Origin of the sequence: Laedolimicola sp. (assembly GCF_051972735.1) — a bacterium.
GTDB classification, from domain to species: Bacteria; Bacillota; Clostridia; order Lachnospirales; family Lachnospiraceae; genus Laedolimicola; species Laedolimicola intestinihominis.
Genome location: NZ_JBOKYU010000072.1, coordinates 1 through 6,797, shown reverse-complemented (window position 1 = coordinate 6,797; position 6,797 = coordinate 1). Strand labels below are relative to the sequence as shown.

The 6,797-nt window shown below is 50.9% G+C and carries 6 protein-coding genes and 1 pseudogene; all 7 read right to left on the bottom strand.

Features of this window, described 5'->3' with window-relative positions; translation table 11 throughout:
• Positions 1–76: 76 nt before the first annotated feature.
• Entirely contained in the window at positions 77–2,977 is a 2,901-nt protein-coding gene (locus tag ACTRC3_RS11325; RefSeq protein ID WP_440323140.1) for a penicillin-binding transpeptidase domain-containing protein, read from the bottom strand.
• Between the two features lie 21 nt (positions 2,978–2,998).
• Positions 2,999–3,571 (bottom strand): rod shape-determining protein MreD, encoded by a 573-nt coding sequence (mreD, locus tag ACTRC3_RS11320; RefSeq protein WP_440323139.1) that lies wholly within the window; start codon positions 3,569–3,571, stop codon positions 2,999–3,001.
• A 15-nt stretch (positions 3,572–3,586) separates the two neighbouring features.
• A complete protein-coding gene (gene mreC, locus ACTRC3_RS11315) occupies positions 3,587–4,441 on the bottom strand; it encodes a rod shape-determining protein MreC (RefSeq protein ID WP_349164055.1) in 855 nt (284 codons plus the stop codon).
• Between the two features lie 17 nt (positions 4,442–4,458).
• A complete protein-coding gene (locus ACTRC3_RS11310; RefSeq protein ID WP_440323138.1) occupies positions 4,459–5,466 on the bottom strand; it encodes a rod shape-determining protein in 1,008 nt (335 codons plus the stop codon).
• Between the two features lie 28 nt (positions 5,467–5,494).
• A complete protein-coding gene (radC, locus tag ACTRC3_RS11305) occupies positions 5,495–6,178 on the bottom strand; it encodes a RadC family protein (protein ID WP_440323137.1) in 684 nt (227 codons plus the stop codon).
• A gap of 81 nt (positions 6,179–6,259) precedes the next feature.
• Positions 6,260–6,511 carry a DUF4321 domain-containing protein gene (locus tag ACTRC3_RS11300; RefSeq protein ID WP_178038183.1) on the bottom strand — a complete coding sequence of 84 codons (252 nt, stop codon included), beginning with the start codon at positions 6,509–6,511 and terminating at the stop codon, positions 6,260–6,262.
• An 87-nt stretch (positions 6,512–6,598) separates the two neighbouring features.
• Positions 6,599–6,797 (bottom strand): annotated as a pseudogene (locus ACTRC3_RS11295) (hypothetical protein); the annotation flags it as partial.

Here is a 6,797-nt window from a genome sequence, read left to right as displayed (position 1 = left end):
TTCTCATCCAGAATGACAATCAGCCCGTACCGGTTACTTTTGATGATAACTGATTGATTCGACATCACTTTCACTCCTAATCCCCGATTGTCTGTCCGCTGGAACCGCTGGCAGTTCCGCTTAAGATATCTTCCTCATCCGCAAGGTTAAAGTAATATTTGAACACATCCGCGCCCACCTCCGCACAGTTTGCGGATGTATAACCGTTAGCGATACGTACGGCAATGGCAATTTCCGGCGACTCGTAAGGCGCGAAGCCTACAAATAACGCATGGTTCGGATGGCTCTTACTCTGCTGCGCCGTACCGGTCTTACCCGCCACATTGAGTCCCAGATCGCTCAAAGCACTCAAAGATTTGGTGTTCTCAGCCACCAGGCGCATACCCTGCTGCACTGCATTCCAGCTGCTGTCCGCAATCTGTACCTGATTGTGCAGCTTTGGCTGATACTCCTCGATCAGCGTACCATCTGTCTCTGTCAGTTTATCAAGGAGCGTCAGGTCATAGCAATTTCCCCGGTTCGCCAACGTTGCCACGTAGCGGGCGATATGGGAAAGGGAATAGCTGTTGGTACCCTGTCCGATGGCGGAACGTACCGCGTCCTTATCAGAAATCCGCGGCTCGTACTCGGAAAGCTCCAGACCGGATTTATCTCCCAGCCCAAACATTCTGGCATATTTTTCCAGTGCCGTCAGACCCTTGTCCACATTGTATCCTCCGGCGCTCCGACCGCCTGCCAGACGGTAGCCCACCTCATAGAAGAACACATTACAGGAATCACGAATAGCCGTAGTCACTGTCTCATTGCCGTGATGTCCGCCATACTGGTTAAAAATCCAGCAGGTGGGCGACGGCGTAATCTCCGTAAATACGCCGGACGCATAAATCGTTGTTGAGGGGGTAATCACGCCCTCTTCCAGACCCGCAATCGCTGTAATCGGCTTGAACGTAGAACCGGGCGCCAGATTTTCCTGGGTCACACGGTTGACAAAGGGTGATGACAGGTCTTTTCGCAGGCTGTTGTAATAATCGGAATCCATCACATTGGTCAGACGGTTATTATCATAGCTGGGATACGTGACACAGGCCAGAGTCTGACCGGTCTTCACATCCACAATCACAATGCCGCCGCTGCAGGGCTCCAAAGCCAGCTGAGCCGGCGTGATCTCCAGATTCCGAATCTTGTCCAACATGAATGTGTAGGAACTGAGCGCTCCGGAATTCAGCCTGGATACGGTATCCTCGTCATATTCTAACACATTCTGGTCATATAATAAAAGACAAATTTCTCTGCCTGAGAGCTGATCGTCCAACAACATATACTTGTACAGCATTTTCCCAAACTCCGCGTCCTCCAGAAGGCTGTCCCGGATATAGTCCAGCACCGACTGGTAAATCTCCGTGGAATCCAGGTAAGGATTGTCGCCCGAAATCTTCGTTACGTCGATCCAGTTTTTGGAGATTGCGTACTGCAGATATTCCCGCAGGCTGATGGTCTCGTCGGTGGTCCAGGCGATATAAGTGGCATCCGAAGTATCCACAGCATCCTTCATCAGAACCTGATTATCTCCCATCAGCACATTGGCCACGATATAACTCATATAATTTTTCATCTCTTTGGAGAGGTTCTGATAAGCCGCCGCGTTTTGTGAATTCAGCTCCGCAATCAGGCTGTCCACCGTATTCTGCAGCTTCACCTGGAAACGGCTGTATACGCTCTTTTCCAGATCCGTGGCGTCGTCCGCGTTAAAATGAGTCGTATCAATAATATAATTGTTGATCAACGCATAGTATACATCGTAGATCGGAATCATAATCTTGGCAGCGCTGGCATTGGGACCCGGATTGTACTCCTTGGTATTCTGAATCTTGGAAATCAAAATACCGGCCAGCTTCTGCTCCAGAATATTGTAGCAGGCCATCTGCAGGTTCTTGTCAATGGTCAGATAGACGTCATTGCCCGGAACCGCGTCCTTCTGTTCGGCCACCTCCAGAATCCGGCCCACGCTGTCCACGTACATCTTTTCGTAGCCCTTGGTTCCCTGAAGTTCTGTCTCCATATACTGCTCGATACCTGATTTTCCCACGATATCGTTGAGCTCATAGTCGGGGTTCTCCTCCTGCAGGCTGTCCAGCTCATCCTGGGACGCCTTTCCGATATAACCGATGATCGGCGCGAAATATTCGCTGTCCGGATAGACTCTCCGGCTGCTCTCCTCGATCTCCGCGCCCTGCAGCTCACTCTGATTTTCCAAAACTGCCGCTACGGTCTCCTCGGATACATCCGTAGCCACAGTGGTCGCCACGTAACGCTTATAGTTATTAGCGGAGATGCCAAACCGGATGGTCGCGATCTGCAGCTGCTCCTCAGGCGTATATCCTGCTACGGAAATGCCGTATTTCTGCTGTTCCTCTTCCGTATAGGAGCTGCGGATATCGTATTTTTTCTCACCACACATATACGCCATCAGCTCGTCTGCAGTGGCAAGCTCCTGCTTGGGCTCCAGCTCGCTGATCTTATTCTTGCCATATACATCAGCTTTTAATCGCAGAAGGGAATTTCCTTCCAGCGAATATTCAAACTGGCCGTGATTGTATACAATACCCAGGTCGCTAACCACGCTGTCGCCATTCTTCTCAATCAGCTTAATCAGCTTATAGATGGTCTCGTTCAGTTTCGCGTTCTTGGTCCGGATATTGGCATACGTACCGTTATCCTGAATGGTAACGGAATAGGAAAGCTCACTGTAGGCCAGTACTTCTCCATTCCGGTCGTAAATCTTTCCACGGGTGCTGGCCACCGATACCTCGCGCTCGGTCTTCAGGGTAAAGGAATCCTGATAATCGCCGCCCTTTACAATCTGCAGATAGAAAACCCGCTGCAGAAGAATGCCGAAGAGAGCCACAAACACCACAACCAGGACAAAGGTTCTTGATTTTATTAAATTACTTAAGGTTTCTTTGATTTCGTCCAACAAATCTTTTCTTACTCCTCTGTCTTATGATCCGTCTGTCCCCGTCTCGCCATTATCCTTATAAGGTATTATGGGAGATGCCATACGGCTCTCGCCTTCTTCCTTTTCCTTTTTCTCCAGCCAGTGATTCAGTGAACGAATCAGGCGGTAGAGTACAATGGTCACCACTACGGTATACACCAGCTCCGGAAGGATGATATGTCCGAAATAAAAACCAAAATGGAACCGGCTCCGCATCAGGAACAGGAAGAAATAGACGCTAAGTCCATATACCAGCTCTGACAACGCAATCCAAATCATCGGAAGCTTGATATCTTCATCGTAAAACATTCTGTGAAACAGGCCGCTTCCATATCCCAGAAACATATACAGAAGACTGTAAAAGCCGAACAGCCGCCCAAAGAAAATATCCGTCAGAAGGCCGGAAAAAAAGCCTACGGCCATACCCTCTTTTTCCCCGCGCATAAAACCCAGGGAGGATGTCACAATCAGCAGCAGATTCGGAACAATTCCTGCCAGGGACAGTGCCTGAAATACCGTACACTGCAGGATAAAGCATATGATAATCAGAAGCGCTTCTATCGCTTTACGTCTCATCCTTTTCACTCCTGTCTATTCTTCCACTGTCTGCTTTATATCGGTGATGACAAGCACCGAATGCAGATGTTCGAAATCCACAGCCGGAGTCAGTGTGCCGGAACGGGTCAGGTTATTGGAATCCAGACTCAGTTCATTGATATAGCCGATCAGCAGTCCCGCGTGGTACTTGTCGCTTACATGGGAAGTCACCACCGTGTCACCGATGCTGGCCTTTCCTTCCGTATCCCGCAGCTGGTAAAGCTGAATCAGGCCGGACTCCATCAACTGTAAATCGCCCTTTACAAAGCAGAGATCGGAGGTGGAAAGCACCTGGGCGCTGACTTCGCTCATATCGTCGATGATAGAGCGCACCTGCGCCCAGTTGTCACCCACCTTGGTAATAATACCAACCAGGCCGCTGCCTGCGATGACGTTCATATCTGTCGCCAGACCGTCCTTGCTGCCCTTGTCAATGACAAAGGTGTTGAACCAGTTACCGGAGTCGCTGGCAATGATGTTAGCCGCCACCTTGTTATACTCTCCATAGGTCTGATCCAGATTATAGAGAGCCTCCAGTTCCTGCAGCCGGTACTGATTCTGCATCAGCCGGCTGTTCTGAAGGGTCAGCTCATCCACCTGCTCCTGCAAAGCCTTATTCTCCGCCTGCGCGTCCGCCAGATCCTGCAGGCTGTTACCTTTATCTCTGGCCCAGCCGCCCACACTGTTGATGCCCCGCTCAAAAGGCACGAAGATATAGCCGGTGATACGGCCCAGCGTGCTGCCCGCGAAACCGGTGGCGTAAGACGCGTACATCATTCCGATACAAAGAATCGCCAGCACCGCAAATATGTACTTTGGCGGTACTGTAAAATGATTTTTCTTCTTCATACTTCACCTGATATTACTTAGTTATAGTTCTGCTCTTTGGTCACGAAGGTCAGGCTCTTGAACTCCTTCTCCTTGATCACACGCTCCAGTCCCCTGGCCACGCACTCCTCCGGCTTCTCCACCAGATTCACCTTGATATTGGTGGCGTCCGCGATGAGCTTGTCCAGACCCTTTAAGTTGGCCACGCCGCCAGTCAGGAAGATGCCGTTGCGGATGATATCCACACCAAGCTCGGGCGGGGTTCTCTCCAGAATCACTTTGATGGCCTCCACGATAGACTTCAGATTCTCCGCAATGGCATTTGCCACGAAGTCCGCGGTAATCTCCAGAAGGGCCGGAAGTCCCAGAGCCATATTGCGGCCACAGATTTCCCGCTTGGATGTAGTGTCACCGGGCTGATAACCCAGCTCATTTTTCAGAATCTCGGCAGTTTTATTGCCGATGAAATAACCATACTCCCGGCGGATGGCATTGGCGATGGCCTCGTCGATCTTATTGCCGCCGTTCTTAATCAGCTTGCTGGTGACAGTTCCGCCCAGAGACAGGATGGAGATCTCCGTGGTATCCGCTCCCACATCTACGATCATGATACCCTGGGACTGTGTCACATCCAGACCCAGACCCAGACCTGCCGCTACCGGCTTGTCAATCATCTGGATATTCCTGGACTTGAGACCTGTTCCCTGAATCAGCGTGCTGAACACACGATCCTGTACATCGGTAGGCAGCGCTACCACAAACTCCGCGCCCTTTAAATTACCCTTGGTATGAGTCTCCAGAAAAGCCTTCAGGAACTCCTGCATATAGGTAATGCTGGCTACGGTTCCGAAGGACATGGGGTAAAGCACCTCGATATTGGACGGCGCCTTCTCATGCATTTCGAAAGCCTCGTCGCCGTAGGCAATCATTCCCTTCTTCTCCTCGATGGCCACCATATTCTTTTCGCAGTAAATGGTATCGCTCTCCTTACTGTAGATCTTGATGCTGCTTGTACCAAAGTCGCATCCAAAACTCTGTGCAGACATGTCTTTCTCCTCACTTTCTTCTAAACTCTTATTCTTCAGATAGTATTCCCCGCTCCTGAAAGGAGCTATAACAATGATCACCTATAATAATATGATCCAAAAGCTGGATACCCAGCATTTCTCCTGCTTTGTAAATGCGGCGCGTCATCCGGATATCCTCGGGGCTTGGAGCCGCATCGCCGCTGGGATGATTGTGTACCAGCACCATGCGCACCGCCCGGCATTCCAGCGCCTCCATGAAAATCTCCCTCGGTGAAACCAGCGACGCGTTAACCGTGCCCTGGAACATGAGCTTTTCTTTCAGAAGTTTATTTCTGGTATTCAGAAAAAGCACATGCAGCTGTTCCTGCTCCGCGTAACGCAGCTCCTCCATGAAATAATCCGCAATCGTCTCCGGTGTGTCAAAGGCAAGACGTTCAGCCGCTTTCGCTTTTGCCATCCGGGCCGCCAGCTCCGCCACACATTTCAGCTGCACAGCCTTCACCTGTCCGATCCCCCGGACGTCCATCAGACGCTCCATGGAAATCCGATTCAGGCCCTTCAGGCCTTCGCAGCCCGGCAGGCTTAAGATCCTTCCCGCCAGCTGACAGGCATTTTCCCCCCGGGTGCCCGTCCGCATAACCACGGCCAGCAATTCCGCGTCGGAAAGAGCAGCTGCTCCGGCTTTCACACATTTTTCATAAGGACGTTCTTCCTTATATAATTCTTTCATGGTTGTTGTACTCATATTCGTTCCTTTCTGCTCTCCAGGCAGCGGATAACGACAGAACAACCATTTTCTGAAACCGGTGCTTTACAGCTTCCGGTATATAATAATCGCGATCACCACGCCCAGGATGCTGGCAATCGAGATATGGATGGTCAGGCCGAAGGTCAGAATCAACAGCCCCAAATCCAGCACAATCGGATTCTCCAGACCGAAGCTCTGTCCGTAATTCAACCAGCTAAGGCCTGATACATTTGCCGTCAGCATGCCGATAAAGCCTCCCAATACGATGCCGGAAAGCAGCATAATCAGCAGCACCCAGCCGTTCTTTGATCTCATAAACTCCCTCCGTCTTTTGTCTACATATCACATTTTATCATAGCACAAAGGCTTTCTCTTGTATACAAAAAAAATCCTAAAGTTCTCTTAAGTTGTCGCCAGGTTCTGACAGAATCTTCCTGCAATCGCCTCGGCGGTTTTTACGCCGTCCATGGCCGCGGAAGTGATCCCGCCCGCATAGCCCGCGCCCTCGCCGCAGGGATAAAGTCCCCGCACCGCGCTCTCCTGACTGTCGTCTCTGAGGATGCGCACCGGTGACGAGGTCCGGCGTGGGGAGCCGGACCTC